Source organism: Streptomyces sp. RLA131 (assembly GCF_056270125.1).
Window position 1 is genome coordinate 2,229,020 of record NZ_JBWDOQ010000002.1, and the last position, 15,995, is coordinate 2,245,014.

14 protein-coding genes and 1 riboswitch are annotated in these 15,995 nt (G+C 72.6%); of the genes, 4 read left to right on the plus strand and 10 right to left on the minus strand.

Annotated features, from left to right (window positions below):
* Positions 1–40 precede the first annotated feature (40 nt).
* Positions 41–1,663, minus strand: coding sequence for a GMC oxidoreductase (locus RWE79_RS11120; protein ID WP_475939879.1), 1,623 nt, complete (start codon positions 1,661–1,663; stop codon positions 41–43).
* 191 nt (positions 1,664–1,854) lie between these two features.
* Positions 1,855–2,985, minus strand: a complete 1,131-nt coding sequence (locus tag RWE79_RS11125; RefSeq protein WP_475939880.1) for a glycosyltransferase family 4 protein — start codon at positions 2,983–2,985, stop codon at positions 1,855–1,857.
* An 89-nt stretch (positions 2,986–3,074) separates the two neighbouring features.
* Here RWE79_RS11125 and RWE79_RS11130 point away from each other — a divergent pair, with 89 nt between their 5' ends.
* Entirely contained in the window at positions 3,075–4,337 is a 1,263-nt protein-coding gene (locus RWE79_RS11130; protein ID WP_475939881.1) for a glycosyltransferase 87 family protein, read from the plus strand.
* On the opposite strand, the gene RWE79_RS11135 is transcribed toward RWE79_RS11130, so the two are convergent.
* Positions 4,286–5,659 carry an MATE family efflux transporter gene (locus RWE79_RS11135; RefSeq protein WP_475945746.1) on the minus strand — a complete coding sequence of 458 codons (1,374 nt, stop codon included), beginning with the start codon at positions 5,657–5,659 and terminating at the stop codon, positions 4,286–4,288. The genes RWE79_RS11130 and RWE79_RS11135 overlap by 52 nt on opposite strands.
* A gap of 172 nt (positions 5,660–5,831) precedes the next feature.
* Here RWE79_RS11135 and RWE79_RS11140 point away from each other — a divergent pair, with 172 nt between their 5' ends.
* On the plus strand, positions 5,832–6,359 hold the full coding sequence (locus tag RWE79_RS11140; protein ID WP_475939882.1) for a PadR family transcriptional regulator: 528 nt from the start codon (positions 5,832–5,834) through the stop codon (positions 6,357–6,359).
* Positions 6,360–6,405: 46 nt separating this feature from the next.
* On the opposite strand, the gene RWE79_RS11145 is transcribed toward RWE79_RS11140, so the two are convergent.
* The 6 genes from RWE79_RS11145 to RWE79_RS11170 form a co-directional block, all read right to left on the minus strand.
* Positions 6,406–7,647, minus strand: a complete 1,242-nt coding sequence (locus RWE79_RS11145) for a M48 family metalloprotease (RefSeq protein WP_475939883.1) — start codon at positions 7,645–7,647, stop codon at positions 6,406–6,408.
* A complete protein-coding gene (locus tag RWE79_RS11150) occupies positions 7,644–8,822 on the minus strand; it encodes a hypothetical protein (protein WP_475939884.1) in 1,179 nt (392 codons plus the stop codon). Before RWE79_RS11150 ends, RWE79_RS11145 begins: the two co-directional genes overlap by 4 nt.
* Before the next feature lie 35 nt (positions 8,823–8,857).
* Positions 8,858–9,904 (minus strand): C40 family peptidase, encoded by a 1,047-nt coding sequence (locus RWE79_RS11155; protein WP_475939885.1) that lies wholly within the window; start codon positions 9,902–9,904, stop codon positions 8,858–8,860.
* A 181-nt stretch (positions 9,905–10,085) separates the two neighbouring features.
* Entirely contained in the window at positions 10,086–11,114 is a 1,029-nt protein-coding gene (locus RWE79_RS11160) for a C40 family peptidase (RefSeq protein ID WP_475939886.1), read from the minus strand.
* A gap of 297 nt (positions 11,115–11,411) precedes the next feature.
* A complete protein-coding gene (locus RWE79_RS11165; RefSeq protein WP_475939887.1) occupies positions 11,412–12,806 on the minus strand; it encodes an NYN domain-containing protein in 1,395 nt (464 codons plus the stop codon).
* A 72-nt stretch (positions 12,807–12,878) separates the two neighbouring features.
* Positions 12,879–13,136 (minus strand): hypothetical protein, encoded by a 258-nt coding sequence (locus RWE79_RS11170; RefSeq protein WP_475939888.1) that lies wholly within the window; start codon positions 13,134–13,136, stop codon positions 12,879–12,881.
* Between the two features lie 130 nt (positions 13,137–13,266).
* Here RWE79_RS11170 and RWE79_RS11175 point away from each other — a divergent pair, with 130 nt between their 5' ends.
* Together RWE79_RS11175 and RWE79_RS11180 are read left to right on the plus strand one after the other, a co-directional pair.
* Positions 13,267–14,028, plus strand: a complete 762-nt coding sequence (locus RWE79_RS11175) for a rhomboid family intramembrane serine protease (RefSeq protein ID WP_475939889.1) — start codon at positions 13,267–13,269, stop codon at positions 14,026–14,028.
* Positions 14,025–14,306, plus strand: a complete 282-nt coding sequence (locus RWE79_RS11180) for an Lrp/AsnC family transcriptional regulator (protein ID WP_475939890.1) — start codon at positions 14,025–14,027, stop codon at positions 14,304–14,306. Before RWE79_RS11175 ends, RWE79_RS11180 begins: the two co-directional genes overlap by 4 nt.
* 1 nt (position 14,307) lies before the next feature.
* Here the strand turns inward: RWE79_RS11180 and RWE79_RS11185 are convergent, their stop codons facing one another.
* Positions 14,308–15,645: an aminotransferase class V-fold PLP-dependent enzyme gene (locus tag RWE79_RS11185; protein ID WP_475939891.1), complete on the minus strand. Its 1,338-nt coding sequence runs from the start codon at positions 15,643–15,645 to the stop codon at positions 14,308–14,310.
* Positions 15,646–15,799: 154 nt separating this feature from the next.
* Positions 15,800–15,916: riboswitch (SAM riboswitch) on the minus strand.
* Positions 15,917–15,995: the final 79 nt, after the last annotated feature.

The following is a 15,995-nucleotide window of genomic DNA, read 5'->3' on the forward strand; positions in this document are numbered from 1 at the left end:
ACCGGAAATCAGCCCGCCCGGCGATCGAGGACGAACCGGCCTAGCCGATGGAGTCCTCGGCCAGCACCCGGGCCATCGTGCGCTCGGCCAGGGCCGTGATGGTGACGAACGGGTTGACGCCGATGGAGCCCGGGACGAGCGATCCGTCGGTCACGTACAGCCCCGGGTAGCCGGAGGCGCGGCCGTAGGTGTCGGTGGCCTGGCCCAGCACGCAGCCGCCCAGCGGGTGGTAGCAGAAGTCGTCCGCGAAGGCCCGGGTGTCGCCGAACAGGTCGTAGCGGTAGATGGTGCCGTTGGCGGAGTTGACGCGGTCGAAGAGGGTCTTGGCGGCGTTGACGGACGGCTGGTTCTGGGACCGGGTCCAGTTGAGGACGGCGGCGTCGGTGGCGGCGTTGTACGTGAAGGTGCCGCGTTCGGCGTTCTTGGTGATGGCGAGGTAGAGGCTGGCCCAGGTCTCGGTGCCGGCCGGGAGCGGGGCGATCTCGGCGAACACCGGGTTGGCGGTGTTGGCCCAGTCGTCGATGGCCAGGGCGGGGATGGTGGACTGGTTGGCGCCGGTCGGGTTCCACAGGTGGTTGGCGCGGCCGACCATGATGTTGCCGTTGGTGCCCCAGCCCGCGCCGACCTTGGCGCTGAGGTTCGGCAGTGCCCCGGTGTCGCGGGCGCGCAGCAGCAGTTCGGTCGTGCCGAGGCTGCCGGCCCCCAGGAAGAGGCTGCCGCAGCCGATCTCACCGGTCCCGACGACGGCGCCGGTGGTGTCGATCCGGTCGACGGTGACGACGTAGCTGCCGTCGGCCTCCCTGCGCAGGGCCTTGGCCCGGGTCAGCGTCTCGATGGTGACGTTGCCGGTGCCGACGGCCGCGGCGAGGTAGGACTTGTCGAGGCTGCGCTTGCCGTAGTTGTTGCCGTAGATGACCTCCTGCGCGAGCGCGGATCTGGTGGCGGTGCCGGCGGCTTCGCGCTCCATGTAGGCGAAGTCGTAGACGTTGGGGATGAAGGTGGTCTTCAGTCCCGCCTTGGCCGCCTGTTCCCGGGAGACGCGGGCGTACTGGTACCACTCGGTCGACTCGAACCACGTCGGGGAGACGCTGTTGACGCCGAGCATGCGGTTGGCGAGCGGGAAGTACGTGCCGTACATGGCGTCCGCGTCCACCTGCGGCAGGACCTGCTGGAAGTACGTACGGGACGGGGTGACGGCCATGCCTCCGTTGACCAGTGAGCCGCCGCCGACGCCCCGGCCGACGTAGACGGACATGTCCGTGTAGTGGACCTTGTCCAGGACGCCTGGGTAGGAGGTGATGTTCTTGTTGATGACGTCCAGCCACAGGAAGGTGGCCAGCGGAGCCTCGGTGCGGGTGCGGAACCACATCGAACGCCGGTCGGGCGAGGTCATGGTGCAGAAGACCTTGCCGTCGGAGGCCGGGGTGTCCCACAGCCGCCCCATCTCCAGGACGACGGTGCGGATCCCGGCCTCACCGAGCCGCAGTGCGGCGACCGCCGCTCCGTAGCCGGAGCCGATGACGACAGCGGGGGCGTAGTCGGTGGTGGCGGCGGCGGTCGCGGCGGTCGCGTTACTCAGTCCGATTCGGGTGATTCCCAGGGCGGCGGCGGCCTCGAAGGCAGCCACCCCCAAGATCTGACGACGCGTCAGTTTTGTTGTCATGGGCGCATCGTGGGCGGAATATCTGATTCCGCCCATAGGTCGCGCACATGGTCTTTACCAAATCTTTTTTCCGCGCCGGGCGGCGGAGCGGGCCGGCGCGGCGCCGGCGCGACATCAGGACAACGCCGGTGCGACGCCGGAACAGCGTCAGAGCGAGGTCAGAGCAAGGTCAGAGCGAGGACAGAGCGAGGTCAGAGCAACTCCCGCAGGCGCTCGGCCAGATGGTCCCAGCGCCAGGCCTCCTCGACCCAGCGGCGACCCCTGTCGCCCATCCGGCGGCGCAGTTCGGGGTCGCCGAGGAGGGTGACGATGCGGTCGGCGGCCTGCTCGGACGAGCCGCCGGACACCACCCAGCCGGTCTCTCCCTGGAGCACGGCGTCCGGGGCGCCTCCCGAGTCGCCGGCGACCACCGGCAGCCCGGTGGCGGAGGCTTCGAGGTAGACGATGCCCAGGCCCTCGACGTCCAGGCCGCCGCGCCTGGTCCGGCACGGCATCGCGAAGACGTCACCGGCCCCGTAGTGAGCGGGCAGTTCGGCCCAGGGGACGGCACCGGTGAAACGCACCGACGCCTCCACCCCGGTCCGCACCGCGAGCTGCTTGAGCCGGTCGGCGTAGGGGCCGCCGCCGACGATCAGCAGCACCGCGTCCGGCTCGTGCCGCAGGATCCGGGGCATCGCCAGGATCAGGGTGTCCTGCCCCTTGCGGGGCACCAGCCGCGAGACGCAGACCACCACCGGGCGGTCGGTCAGGCCCAGCCGGGCCCGTACGGCGTCGCCGCCGGACCCCGGATGGAAGGTCTTCTCGTCCACGCCGGGCGGGAGCCGGACCATCCGGGCCGCGGCCTCGCCGGTCAGGGCCCCGGCGATCCGCGAGCGGGTGTACTCGCCGAGATAGGTGATGGTGTCGGTGCCCTCGCCGATCCTGCGCAGCAGCCTGCGGCTGACGGGCAGCTGTGCCCAGGCCGCCTCGTGGCCGTGCGTCATGCCGACCAGCCGGCGCGCACCGGCCGCGCGCAGCGCGGGGGCCATCAGGGCGAGCGGGGCGGCCGCGCCGAAGAGGACGGAGGTGCAGCCGTGTTCGCGCAGCAGCCGGGCCGCGCGCCGGGTGACCCCGGGGGTCGGCAGCAGCATCGTCGTACGGTCGCGGACCACGGGGAAGGGCTGGTCGGCGTCGAACGCGGCGACCTCCGAGCCGTCCCGCCAGGTGGAGGCGTACACCACGACCTGCGCGGGATCCAGGCGCAGCGCCATACTGTGTACAAAAGCCTGGATACCGCCCGGCCGGGGCGGAAAGTCGTTGGTCACGATCAGCGTCTTGTCCATCGCGGCCGAGGTTACCTTTAAGGCTGTCCTCATCCGTGACCGGCATCATGCATCATCAAGCATCGGGTGAGGTTCGGACAGGGGTGGACATGACAGGCGTCGTCGGCAGGCTGCTCCCGGTCGCGGTCTGGGTGGCGACCCGGGGTCTGCTGCTGCTGATGGTGTTCAAGGTGATCACCGTCTCACCGCTCGACGTCACCTCCGACGTCTCCTCGATCTACCACGGCTGGTACGAGGTGCTGAAGACCGGCACCTTCCCGCAGTCCGACGTGACCTGGCAGTACCCGCCGGCCGCCGCCCTCGCCGTGCTCTCCCCCGCGCTGCTGCCCTTCCTCGGCTACACCACGGCCTTCTTCTGGCTCTGCTGCGCCGCCGACGCCGTCACCTTCGCCCTGCTGCTGCGGGCCGGGAATCAGGAGGGCCGGCGCCTGCTCGGCGCCTGGGTGTGGCTGGCCGGTGTGCCGCTGCTCGGCCCGACCGCCTATGCCCGGTACGACCTGATGGTGACCGCCGTCGCCGTCGCCTCACTGCTGGCCGTGGCCCGGCGGCCCCGGATCTCCGGGGCGCTGGCCGGCTTCGGCGCGATGCTCAAGGTGTGGCCCGCGCTGCTGCTCATCGGCACCCCGCGCGACCGCACCCGCCGGGTGTGGGGCACCGCGGCCGGGACCGCCGCCGCCATCGGGCTGTTCTTCCTCGCCGTCATGCCGGGCGCGTTCGCGTTCCTGACCTTCCAGGGCGAGCGCGGCACCGAGGTCGAGTCCCTCGGGTCGCTGGTCTTCCACATCGCCCGCCACCACGGCTGGCAGGGCCAGGTGCTGCTGAACTACGGCTCGGTGGAGTTCCTCGGGCCGTATGTCGAGCTGGTCAGCCGGGTCGCCCTGGCGCTGACCGGGATCGCCTTCGGCTGGCTGGTGCTGTGGCGGCTGATGGCCCGTACGTTCACCGCGGCGACGCCCTTCGACGCCGGCCTCACCGCCGTCCTGCTCTTCACCACCACCAGCCGGGTCATCAGCCCGCAGTACATGATCTGGCTCGTCGGTATGGCCGCCGCCGGGCTGACGGTGCGCGCGAGCGTCATGGCGCTGCCCACGATGCTGATCCTGGTGGCGACCGGGCTCACCTTCTACGAGTTCCCCGCCCACTTCTCCGACGTGGTGGTCAGCAACAGCCTCGGCATCACGCTGCTGGTGGTGCGCAACGGCCTGCTGGTCGCCGCCTCCCTCATGGCCTGCCGCCGCCTGTGGGTGGCCGCCGTCCGCACCGTGCCGCAGGAGGACCACGCCGGGGCCGACGACTCCGCTCAGGACCCCGACAGCCCGGAACCGGACAGCGACCGGCTCCTCACCTGGTGACCCCCGGCCCCTCCCCCGCCCCTCCCGCCCTTGCCGTGCGCCGCGAACAGCCCCAGCACCGCCGCGCACTGCGTCCCCGCGCTCAGCGTGAGCGCGAGGGCGACCCCGGCCAGACCGAGGCCTGACAGCGCGTAGGCCAGGGGCAGTTGGAGGGCCGTGCCGATGACGGTGACGCGGGCCAGGGCGGAGCCGCCGCCGCTGCCCTGGAAGACGCCGCCCAGCGCGATGTAGCAGGCGAGCGGCACCAGGTACCCGGCCAGGCAGCGCAGCAGCAGGGTGCCCTGCGCGGCGACCTGCGCTCCGGCGCCGAAGGCGGCCATCAGGTACGGGGCGGTGACCAGCAGCACCAGCGCCGCCGTGAGGCCCGTGACGCCCCCGGTGAGCACGGCCTGACGGCCGATCGTGGACCGCTCCTCGTGGTGTCCGGCCCCCAGGCGGGTGGCGGTGTGGATGGCGGCGGCCTGCCGGATCGCGTAGAAGGCCATCGTGGCCACGTACATCGCCTTGACCGCGATCCCGTACGCGGCGACCGGGGTGACCCCGAGCCGGGCCACGATCGCCACCATGGCGAGCGAACCCGCCATCCGGACCAGGAAGTCGGCCGACATGGGCAGCCCCGTGCGGGCGGTGCCGCGCAGCGCGGTGAACGTGGGCTCGGCGGGGCGGGCCCCGGCGGCCTCGCGGAGGGTGCGGTTGCGGCGCAGCAGGGCCAGGCCGGCGGCGAGCGCGACGCCGCGCCCGGCGACGGTGGCCAGGGCCGCGCCCCGTACGCCGTAGGCGTGGATCAGGAACGGGTCGAGCGCGAAGACCAGCCCGTTGGCGAGGAACGCCAGCCGCATGGGGGTGCGGGTGTCGCCGGTGCCCTTCAGGATGCCGTCGACCATGTTCTGGGCGAAGAACACGGCGACGCCGGGGAGCGAGACCGCCAGGAAGTCGGCCGTCAGCGCCAGGGCCGGACCCTCCCGGCCGCCCAGCACCAGCCCGGCGACCGGCTCGCGCAGCAGGTATCCGCCGACCGCGACGACCGGGGTGACCAGCGCGCACAGCGCCCAGCCGCCCCGCACCGCCGACCGGACCGCGCCCGCGTCCCTGGCCCCGGCGGCACGCGCGACCAGCACCGTGGTGCCGTACGCGGCCAGCATGATCACGCCGAGCAGCACGTTCTCGATGTTCGTGGCCACCGCGACGGCCGCCACCGCCGCCCCGCCCAGCCGGGCCACCCACAGCATGTCGATGATCCCGGTGACCACCCCGGCGAGCAGCTCCGAGTAGACCGGGTACGCCAGCGCGAGCAACCGCTTGCGGTGTGCCGCCGGCCCCATGGGCCCGTCGTCGTCCGTGATGTCCGCCGTATCCGCTGTATCCGCCGCATCCGCCGCATCCGCGGTGTCCGCCATGTCCGCCCCCTCGTTTCGCGGTATCTCGATTCGAGGTACCGCGATTAGAGGTAACATGAGGTGCGCACCCCGCGCAAGCACGAAGGGAACCGCCGCTGTGCTGGAGCTGACGATTCTCGGCTTCCTCCACGAGGAGCCGCTGCACGGATACGAGCTGCGGGAACGCATCGCCGGACTCAGCGGCCACGTACGCCCGGTGAGCGACGGCGCCCTCTACCCGGCCATCGCCCGGCTGGTGAAGGCGGGCCTGCTCGACGAGCACGCCGAACCCGGCACCGGCGGCGCCACCCGCCGGGTGCTGACCCTCACCCCGGCGGGCCGGGCGCGGCTGCGCGAACGGCTCCGCGACCCCAAGCCCGTCGAGATCACCGACCAGACCCGCTTCAACACCCTGCTGGCCTTCCTCCGCCACCTCGACGACCCTGCCGCCCAGGCCGCCGTCCTCCGGCGCCGCCTGGACTTCCTGCAGACCCCCGCCAGCTTCTTCTACGACGAATCCGGCACGCCGCTACGGGCCGAGGACACCCCCGACCCCTTCCGCCGGGGCATGCTCCGCGTCGCCCGCGCCACCGGCCGGGCCGAACGGGCCTGGCTGACCGAGGCCCTCGCCGAGCTCGGCGGCTGACGCGGCGCCGCGTCACCGCGCGGCACCAGCGCCGCGCCGCGCCGGGTCAGAACCGCCGTGCGGCGGCGATGCGCCCGGCCGGGGTCGGATGCGTACCGAACAGCGCGTGCAGCAGCCGGGGCGGCTCGGGGTCGCCGACGTTGGCGACGGTCAGCCGCCGCTGCATGGCGATGAAGCAGTCCGGGTCGCCGGTGAGTTCGAGGGCGTGGACGTCCGCGCGGCGCTCGACGCGGCGGCTCAGCGCGCACCCGGCGGGCCCGGCCAGCGCGGAGCCGGTGGCCGCCACCGCCGCGAGGAGCCACATCGAGCGCGGGTCGGCGAACCGGGACACCCCGGCGGCGTCCAGGAGCGGCTGCCAGGAGACGACGACGGCCAGCAGAGCGACGCCCGCCGCCGCGCCCACCGCGCCGAGCAGGGTGCCGCGCAGCACGTCCCGGTGCTTGACGTGCCCGAGTTCGTGGGCGACCACCAGCTCGACCTCGCGCGGATCGGCGGTGGCGAGCAGGGTGTCGTAGGCGACGATCCGGCGGGTACGGCCGAAGCCGGAGACATAGGCGTTGAGGGCGGTCGTACGGCGGGAGGCGTCGGCCACCAGCACCTCGCGGACCCGGACCCGGTCGCGTTCGGCGAGGCCGAGCAGGGCGTCCCGCAGGGGGCCGGGCTCCATCGGGGTGAAGCGGTTGAAGAGCGGTTCGAGCAGCACGGGCGCCAGCCAGGACAGTACGAGTGCCGCCAGCGCCGCCACCGGAGCCGCCCACGCCCACCATCGGCTGCTCGTGCCCGCGAGGGCGTAGACCCCGTACAGGGCCCCCAGCACCAGCGGTACGGAGACCAGCAGCCCGCGCACCACGTCCACCGTCCAGCCGCCCCAGCCCTGGGTGACGAGGCCGAAGCGGGCCCTGACGACCCGTACCCGCGCCGCGAACGGCAGCGACAGCAGCGTGCGCAGCACCACCAGCGCCAGGCCGCCGCCGAGGACCCGCAGAGCCCAGTTGTCGCCGGACAACCCGGTCAACCAGGCCCCGGCAGGCGTCAGGCCCAGCCCCAGCAACAGCGCGAGCCCGGCCGCCCGCCCGCCCAGCACGGCCGGCGACTGAGCCCGCCGCAGAGCCCGCCCCCGGGCAACCTCCTCCGGCGTGAAGTCGGCTCCCCCGTCATCCCCGAGGCCCCGCACCCTGTCCGGGTCCGGGTCCGGGTCCACGCCCTGGCCCGGGTCCACGCCCTGGCCCGGGTCCACGCCCTGGCCCGGGTCCGGCTGGGCCGTCGTGCTGTCCTCGGGCGTGGTCATCCCAACTCCCGCTCCATGTAGGCGCGCCAGCGCGCCGTGAAGTCCTTCGTGCCGGTGCCCAGCGTACGGCGCAGCGCCGCGTCGAGGCCGGTGCCGTTGCCGTTGCCGTTGCCGTTGCCGTTGCCGACCGCGCGGTACAGCGCGGTGAGGCGGGCGGTGCCCCAGTGGTCGGCGATGAGGCGGCAGGCGAGCCAGGCGCCCTCGTAGGACTGGGCGAGGCCGTCGGCCGTGGTGGCGAAGTCGGCGTCGGAGGGCAGGGCCCGGGGTATCCGGCCGGCGGCGAGGTCGCGGGCGAGTTCGGGGGCGGCCCGGCGGGGCGTGCGGCCGGTGCCCCGGTAGCCGGTCCAGTCGGCGAAGCCCTCCGAGAGCCAGAGCGGGGTGGCCCCGGTGGTGGCGGCGCGGGTGGCGACATGCGTGGTCTCGTGGGTGAGGACGACCCGCCTGCCGAGCGCCGAGAGTTCGCCGAACGCCTCGGGGTTGACCACCACCCGGTCCGCCGGAACACCTGCCGGGGAGGTCCCGGACGCCCCGGACGCCCGCAGCTCCGCGGTGGTGACGGCGGCGATGCCCTCGTAGGCCGTCGGGGAGGCGTCCAGCAGCGCGGCCATGTCGCGCAGCGAGCCCGGCACTTCCACCACCACGCGGCGTGTCCAGCGCTCGCCCCACACGCCGCTCACGGCCGTCACCGCGCGGTCCACATCGGCCGCGTACGCCTTCAGCGAGGCCTGCGGGGCCCCGACCCCCAGCACCAGGCTGTGCGTGCCCCTGGCGACCCTCAGGGCGCCCTGGTCCCACAGGTTCGCCGGGGTTCCGGTGGCGATCCGCCAGCGGTTGCCGTCGCGGACCAGGCCGAGCGACAGCGCGGAGGTGACGGGCACCGCGTCGTAGCCCCGGAGCCGGTAGCGCAGTTGGACCTTCGCGGTGTCACCGCTGCGCCGGACGAGCCGGTACGACCACGAGGCGAGCGGCATCGCGGCCAGGTTCCGGAACACCCGGCGCTGCGCGGTGCGCCGGGCGGGCGCGACGTCGGCCAGGAAGGCGGTCTCGTCGTGCCCGAGGACGGCCGCCGCGTGCCGGTCGAGCATGGTCTGTACGCCCTCCTGCGCGGGCCGGGCCCCGCACCCGGAGCCGAGCAGCGCGAGGGCCAGCCCCACGGCCGTCAGGACGCGTCTCACGAGGCCGATCGTACGAGGCCGGGGGCCGGCGGGCGCTACGCGGGCCGGGTGACCGCCGAGATCGGCATCATGCCGACCGGGTCGTAGCGCACCCGCGCCCCCGGGTAGGGGGCGTGGACGACCTGTCCGCCGCCGACGTACATGCCGACATGGCTGGCGTCGCCGCGGTAGATGACGAGGTCCCCGGGCCGGGCCTGGGAGAGCGGCACCCGCTGCCCGGCGTGCTGCTGGGCCTGCGAGGTGCGGGGCAGCGCGATGCCGGCGTGCCGGTACGACCAGACCATGAGCCCGGAGCAGTCGAAGGCGCCGGGACCGGCGGAGCCCCACGCGTAGGGGGCGCCGACTGCGGCGCGGACCGCGGCCACCGCGGAGGAGGCGCGGCCGGAGGCGGCGGCCAGGTCGGGCAGGTGCAGGTCCATGGCGCGGCCGGAGCGGGAGGCGCGTTCCTGCAGGCGGGCGGCGAGCCCGGCCCGCTGGTCGGCGGTCAGGGAGTTGACGAGCCGCTGGGCGGTGGCGAGTTTGCTCTGCACGGCCCGTTTGCGTTCGCGCAGGGCCTGCCGCGTACGGTCCAGGTCGTCGAGCTTGCGGATGGCCTCGGTGCGCTTCTGGTCGAGGCCCCGCCGGGCATCGCCGAGTTGCCTCAGCTGTTCGGCCTGGCGGCTGCCGATCCGGTCGAGGGCGGCGGCCTTGTCGAGGTAGTCGTCCGGCTCGGCGGAGAGCATCAGGGCCAGCGTCGGGTCGACGGCACCGTTGCGGTACTGGGCTCCGGCGAGCGTACCGAGCCCCTCCAGCATCCGGTTGACCCGCTGCCGGCCGCGCGCGGCCTCGTCCTGCAGGACGTTGACCTCGCGGCGGAGCCGTTCGGCGCGGGCGTGACCGGCGTTGTAGCGCTCGGTGGCCTGCTCGGCCTGCTCGTAGAGCCGGTCGACCCGGGTGGCGACATCGGCGGAGGTGTCCGCCGGCTGTGCCAGGGCCGTCGTCGTCGGTGCCGCGACGGCCGCCGCCGCGGCGGCGGACAGGACCGTGACGCGGGAGGTGCGGGCGGCGAGGCCCGGATGCGAGGTGCGTCGATGGGATGCCACGGCATCTGACAGTAGTCAGCCGCACACGGGGAGTTCAAAGACCGCGCGTCCACCTGCGGCGCCCGCCCGGTCTCCCGCGCAGGTCACCTGCCGTACCGCGACAGCCCGTCATCACCCGAACGGGCCCCGCGTCGTGCCGGATTCGCCGGATACGTCAGGTACGTCAGATCCGTCGGCTGTGTCAGATCCGGACGCCGAACTGGAACGGCATGTCACTGATCGCCTCGTACCTGACCACCGTGCCGGTGCGCGGCGCGTGCAGCACCATGCCGTTACCCGCGTAGAGGCCGACGTGGTGCTGGTCGCCGTAGAAGATGATCAGGTCGCCCGGCTTGAGCTCACTCATCGTCAGGTGCGTACCGGCGCCGGCCTGGGCCTGCGAGGTCCGGGGTATGGAGACACCGGCCTGGGCGTAGGCCCAGGAGGTGAGGCCGGAGCAGTCGAAGGAGCTGGGGCCGGAGGCGCCGTAGACATACGGGGAGCCGAGCTTGGTCTTCGCGGCGCTCAGGGCCGCGGCGGCACGCTCGGTCGCCGAGGAGTCGCTGCCCAGGCTCACCCGTGAGGAGGCGCGGCTGGCGGCGGCCGCGTCCCGGCTCGCGATGGCGGCGCGCTGCGCGGAGGTGAGGGTGTTGAGGAGCTTTTGCGCCTTCTGGAGCTTGGCCTGGATCTCCTTCTTCTTGTCCGCCAGCACCGTGCGGGTCTCGTCCAGCTCCTGGAGCTTGTCGGCGGCTTCCGCCTTCTGCTGGTCCAGGGCACGCTTCTTGGACGCGATCTGCTTGAGCGCGTCGGCCTGCTTGCTGCTCAGCTGGTCCAGCGTGGAGGCCTTGTCCAAGTAGTCGTCCGGGTCGGCGGACAGCAGCAGCTGCACGGACTCGTCGATGCCGCCGCTGCGGTACTGGGCGCTGGCCAGCGAACCCAGTTCGTCCTGGAGGTCGTTGAGACCGGCCTGCTCGCGGGCCACCTCGTCCTGGATCTCGGAGACCTGCTTCTGCAGCTTCTGCTGCTTCTCCTTGGCGCCGTCGAGCTTCTCGGTCGCCTGCTCGGTCTCGTCGTAGAGCTTGTCGACCTGTGCCTTGACGCTCTTGACGGACTGCTTGGCAGGGGCAGCCTGCGCGGCCTGGGCAGACAGTGCGACGGCTGCCGCGGCGGTCGCGGTGAGTACGGTGACCCGGGTGCGACTGGCCGGCTTGGGACGACGGTGGGACGCCACGGAGGCGAGCTCCTTCTTCCTACAGCCGCCTACCGGCATCCCCGGGAACGTGGTTCCTTCCCCGGCTCCAAAGCGCACACTGGCGCGGCACTTCGGATTCGGCGGGACCCCCGCCACCATCCTGGATGGATGATCGAACTCGCGGAGGTACGAGCCCTGACCTTAGTGACCATCCCGTGATCGGTTCAAATCAAAGTGTGTAAAAACTAAGGCGCAACGCGTTTTCTTTACAAAGATCACACGCCCAGTACCGATCGCCTCACGCTGAGTTGATGTCAGAACCGAATCAGAACCGAATCAGACGCGCGCAAGTCGCTTCAGGAGCAACGTCGAAGCGACCGGACGCGCCCCGGCCTTCGCCACTCCGTCGGCAACCTCACGGTCGGCCGAAACGACCACAACGGGACGACCGGGAGGTTCCGCCCGAACCAGACGCCGGATCAACTCGTCGGCGGTCTCGCCCGCCTTGCTGAACAGCACCCGCACTCCGCGCGGCGGCGCCAGCAGCACCGGCGCGTCCAGATCCGCCCCGTCGAAGACACACGTCATCTCGGCGCCGCTCTGCGCGGCCAGTACCGACAGCCCGCCCAGCAGCCGCAGCCGCTGCTTCTCCAGCGGCAGCGCCGGATACCCGGTCTTGGTGACGTTGTAGCCGTCCACCACCAGATGCGCCTGCGGCAGCGCCAGCAACTGGTCCAGCAGCGCCGGGTCGTTCTCGGACAGGGCGCGCCGCGCGATGTCCTTCGGGCTGAACGAACCCGGCTTGGCCGCGTCCACCGTGTCGGCCGGCAGGATCCCCATGGTGTCGCGCGGCGGCAGCGCCAGCTCGCGCCGCAGCCCGGACGCCGCGTCAAGCACCGTGTCGAGCAGCAGCCGCAGCCGTACGTCCTCCACGCTGCGGCCCTCCCGCACGGCCCTGCGGCCCGCCTCCACCGCCGCCTCCGCCTCCGCGAGCCGGGACTTCAGCCGCCGCGACTCCCCCTCGGCGGCGGCCCGGTCGACGGCTCCGGTCGCGCGGACGTCCTCCAGTTCGTGCTCCACCTTGCGCAGCGCCGCCTCGGCCCGCTTGACGTCGCTGGCCGCACTGCGCAGCTTGCGCTGGAGCGACTCGGACTCCTTACGGGCCGCGTCCAGCTCGGCCCGGGCCCTCAATGCCTCGGTCCTGGACTGCTCCCGTACCGCCGTGAGCTCCTCGCGCAGCTGCGCCAGCTCACGGGCGGCTTCCTCCCCGGCCCGTTCGGCGTGGGCGCGCTGCACCTCCTCGCCGGCCGCCGCGACCAGCTTGGACCAGCCGGTCGGGCGCAGCAGATAGGCCGCCGCCGCCACGTCCAGCGGATCCACCGCGGGCGGCACCGTGCCGGACTCCAGGGCGCCGGCCAGTTCCGGCTGCGCCTCACGGAAGCGGGTCGCGATCCGCTGCCGGAAGGCCGGATCGCTCTCCAGGGCGGTCGCCAGCGCGGTCGCCGCGAACTTCGCCCGCCGGCTGGGGGTGAAACGGGCGTAGGGCCGCAGCTGCGACGGCAGCTCGGCGTGGGTCAGCCCGCCGAACGCGTCGGCCGCCAGGGCCACCACCCGGTGCCGTACGCCCTCCGGGAGGGGACGGTCCAGCGACTCGGCGGGCGGGTCGGAGGCATGCCCGACAACACCACCGTCGAGCTCATCAGCCTGCGGCTCACCGCCGGTCCGGTCCACCCGTCACTCCCGTCCGATCCTCGGCGCCTCCCCGTACGCCATTTCCCGTTCGTAACCATTGTCCCCGCAGGATCAGCCCTGCGCGGACTCCGGCTCCGACACGTCCGGGCGGTCGACCAGCTCGACCTGGTCCACGGCGTTGCACCAGCGGCAGCGCACCGACTCGACGGTCTCGTGCACGACCTCGGTCTCCTCGATCCGCGGCTCACCGGCCAGATCCAGATGCACGAACTCCACGACCTTGCTGGAGCGGGTCACGTCGAACCGGGTCAGATTGCCGCAGAGCGTGCAGCGCCACCGCGTGGTCGCGGTCGGCAGGGGAACCGGCATCGCAGGGACCTCTTTCGTACTGTCCGGAAAGAACCGGCTCTGGTTTCCGGCCACCCTAAGGCCTGGACCGTCCATTGCGCTGCGGCGAGGCACCCTGTGCCCCTTACACCCCTTCCGTCATCATCGGTCCATGGTCATCCCGGTGTACGACAAGAACCCGGTCCGCCGCACACCCGTGGTGACGTACACCCTCATCGGACTGTGCGTACTGGTCTTCCTGGCCGGACCCCCGGCGACCGGGGCCGTGTGCCGGCAGGCCGTCTGGTTCGCCCACTGGGGCGTGATCCCCGACGAGCTCTGGAACGGCCGGCTGCCCGCCGCGCGGCTGACCCTCCCGCACGGCTGCCCCACCCCGGACTTCACCAAGTCACCGGTGCTCTCGGTGCTCACCGCCCTGTTCGTGCACGGCAGTTGGGTGCATCTGCTCGGCAACATGCTTTTTCTGCACGTCTTCGGCGACAACGTCGAGAACCGGATGGGCCGGGCACGCTTCCTGCTCTTCTACCTGGCCGCCGGCTATCTGGCCACCTACGGCTACGCCCTGGCCCACGCCGGCTCGACGCAGACCCTCGTCGGCGCCTCCGGGGCGATCTCCGGGGTGCTCGGGGCGTATCTGTTCCTCTGTCCGCGGGCCCGGGTGACCAGCCTCTTCCCCTTCCTGTTCTTCCTGCCGCTGCGCTTCCCCGCCTGGATGGTGCTCTGTTTCTGGTTCGTCCTGCAGTGGCTGGCGGCCCGGATCAGCCAGCAGGGCCCCGGGGTCGCCTACCTTGCACATGTCATCGGGTTCGTCTTCGGATTCCTGTGCACCTGGGTCTGCTTCCGGCGACCGCATAGGCTTGAGGCCGCCCCGCCGGGCGCACCCTCGGCCACCCAAGGAGATCTTCAGCCGTGATCACCGCGATCGTCCTCATCCAGACCAGCGTCGACCGTATCCCCGAGATCGCGGAGGCCATCGCCGCCCTGGACGGGGTCAGCGAGGTCTACTCCGTGACCGGCACCTACGACCTGGTCGCCATGGTCCGGGTGGCCCGCCACGACGACCTGGCCGACGTCATCCCCGGCCGCATCAGCAAGATCCCCGGCGTCGAGGCCACCGATACCCATGTGGCCTTCCGCACCTACTCCCAGCACGACCTGGAGGCCGCGTTCTCCATCGGCCTGGACGCCTGAGTCAGCCCCGGTCGGGCACGCAACGGCCTTCCTCGGTGCGGTAGTTCCAGGCGGCTCCGTCGCGTACCAGCTCCGCGACGGCCGCCAGGAACCGGTCGACGTGCTCGTCGGGGGTGCCGGCGCCGAAGGAGACCCGGATGGCGTTGAGGGTGGCGTCGCCACCGCAGTCACCGGGCTCGTCGCGGTCGCCGAGCAGCGTACGCACCAGCGGATGGGCGCAGAACAGGCCGTCGCGGACCCCGATGCCATACTCGGCGGAGAGCGCGGCCGCGAAGTGCGAGCTGTTCCAGCCCGCCACCACGAAGGAGATGACGCCGACGCGCGGGGCGTCGTCACCGAAGAGGGAGAGCACCTTCACCTGCGGCACCTCGGCCAGACCGGCCCGCACCCGGGCGACGAGGTCCTGTTCACGGGCGACGAGGTCCTCGAACCCGGCCTCGGTGAGGGCGCGGCACGCGGACGCGATGGCGTAGACGCCGATGACGTTGGGCGAGCCGGCCTCGTGCCGGGCGGCGGTCTCGTGCCACTCGACGTCCACCCGGCCGTCCTCGCCCCGTGCCACCCGGCGCGAGGCACCGCCGCCGGCGAGGTACGGCTCGGCGGCGCGCAGCCAGTCGGCCCGCCCCGCGAGCACGCCCGAACCGAACGGGGCGTAGAGCTTGTGGCCGGAGAAGGCCACCCAGTCCACGTCCAGCTCCGCCACGTCCACCGGGTGGTGCGGGGCCAGTTGGGCGGCGTCCAGGACGATCCGGGCGCCGTGGGCGTGCGCGGCGGCGGCCAGCTCCCGTACCGGCCACAGCTCGCCGGTGACATTGGACGCGCCGGTCACACAGACCAGCGCCGGACGGTCCTGATCGCGGCCGGCCGCCAGCGCCCGGGTCAGGACGGCGACGGCCTCGCCGGGGGTGCGCGGCGCGGGCAGGCAGGTCAGGTCGGTGTCGCGCCAGGGCAGCAGCGCGGCGTGGTGCTCGGTCTCGAAGACGTACACCTGGGTCCCGGCCGGGACGGCGGCGGCCAGCAGGTTCAGCGAGTCCGTCGTCGAGCGGGTGAAGACCACCTGGTCGTCCTCCCGGCAGCCCAGGAACTCCGCCACCGTCCGCCGGCTCTGCTCGAACAGGTCCGTGGACAGCTGCGACAGGTACCCGGCCCCCCGGTGCACGCTGCCGTAGTACGGCGCGTAGGCGGCGACGTCGTCCCAGACCCGCTGGAGGGCGGGGGCGCTGGCGGCGTAGTCGAGGGCCGCGTACGTCACCTCGCCGCCGGTCACCAGCGGTACGAGGACATCGCGGCCGAGCACGGGCAGCGGGGTGCGGACGGACTGGTTCACGGGAGCAGACATGACAGAACTCCTGGGGGCGGCAGAGCGTGAGCGAGCAGGGAAGTGCCCTCGGCGCGGCCGCGACAGGCACGGACAGAGCGACGGGAGGGCAGGGAAAGCCGAAAACCGGGCCTCGGGCCCTATCGCATTCGCTTGCTCATCAGAAGAACTCCCGGATCCGCGCTTGCCGTGAGCCTCGCTGCTCACGGCCTGGTCATCACCCGGGGCACCCCGCCGCAGAAGGAGGGTTGCCGGACAGCGAGCCGGGGCTTGTGCGCTGTCACTCGTGACCTGCCGAAAATCATGCCACACGCGCTCCGCCGCGCAAGCGCCGGTCCGTATCGCGGACACCACGCTCCCCGTTCGCCGGA

Bases quoted from the DNA above. Each gene is read 5' to 3' on its own strand.
- RWE79_RS11120 (WP_475939879.1), bottom strand. From the start codon at position 1,663: ATGACAACAAAACTGACGCGTCGTCAGATCTTGGGGGTGGCTGCCTTC.
- RWE79_RS11125 (WP_475939880.1), bottom strand. From the start codon at position 2,985: ATGGACAAGACGCTGATCGTGACCAACGACTTTCCGCCCCGGCCGGGC.
- RWE79_RS11130 (WP_475939881.1), top strand. From the start codon at position 3,075: ATGACAGGCGTCGTCGGCAGGCTGCTCCCGGTCGCGGTCTGGGTGGCG.
- RWE79_RS11135 (WP_475945746.1), bottom strand. From the start codon at position 5,659: ATGGGGCCGGCGGCACACCGCAAGCGGTTGCTCGCGCTGGCGTACCCG.
- RWE79_RS11145 (WP_475939883.1), bottom strand. From the start codon at position 7,647: ATGACCACGCCCGAGGACAGCACGACGGCCCAGCCGGACCCGGGCCAG.
- RWE79_RS11170 (WP_475939888.1), bottom strand. From the start codon at position 13,136: ATGCCGGTTCCCCTGCCGACCGCGACCACGCGGTGGCGCTGCACGCTC.
- RWE79_RS11175 (WP_475939889.1), top strand. From the start codon at position 13,267: ATGGTCATCCCGGTGTACGACAAGAACCCGGTCCGCCGCACACCCGTG.
- RWE79_RS11185 (WP_475939891.1), bottom strand. From the start codon at position 15,645: ATGTCTGCTCCCGTGAACCAGTCCGTCCGCACCCCGCTGCCCGTGCTC.